At 37.4% G+C, this 764-nt stretch carries 1 protein-coding gene; it reads right to left on the bottom strand.

The genetic code is table 11. The features are described from left to right. Window positions 1-118: 118 nt before the first annotated feature. The coding region (locus AC1DND_RS28820) for an ATP-grasp domain-containing protein (protein WP_477586388.1) at window positions 119-764 on the bottom strand (646 nt) is incomplete at its 5' end.

Below are 764 nucleotides of genomic sequence, written 5' to 3'. Positions count from 1 at the left end.
TTCCAACTAATGCCGAATTTGAATTTCCTTGACTCATATTTATTTTATTTCTTTTTAACTTCTTTAAACTTTTGCATTTCCACCTTGTTTTTAATTCCCATTTAAAGGGCTAGGAGTTTTATGCGATTACTTTTAATGTTTTTTGTACAAAGCGTGCTTTTTCTATGGCTTTTTCTCTATCGATATCTACAATGGTTACATGGCCCATCTTACGGAAAGGTTTTGTGTATTTCTTGCCATACAGGTGAACAAAAACACCGTCAATCGCTAGTATTTTTTCCAGATTTTCATATTTAGCCACACCTTCGAAGCCTTTTTCGCCAAGTAGGTTAATCATAATGGCATTGGTAATACTCGTAGTATCGCCAAGTGGCAAATTATAAATAGAACGTAAATGTTGTTCGAACTGAGAAACATAATTGCCCTCGATAGTTTGGTGACCGCTATTGTGCGGACGAGGAGCCACTTCGTTAACCAGCAACTCTCCATCTTTGCAAATAAACATTTCTACCGCTAAAATCCCGGTGATGTTCATTGCTGAGGCAATATTTTTAGCAATGTTTTCTGCTTTTTGTTGCAAGCTTTCGGCAAAAGTAGATGGGGAAATTAAAAACTCAACCAAATTGGCCTCTGGGTTAAATTCCATTTCTACCATCGGGAAAGTTTTCATATCGCCGTTGGCATTACGGGCAACAATTACGGCAACTTCTTTTTCAAAATCGACCAGTTTTTCAATAATACAAGGTGCATCGAAAGCTCTGGCC

The organism is Pedobacter sp. 01N416 (genome assembly GCF_056399685.1).
Note: the sequence above shows the minus strand (reverse complement) of the source record. Positions and strands in the feature narration are given on the sequence as shown.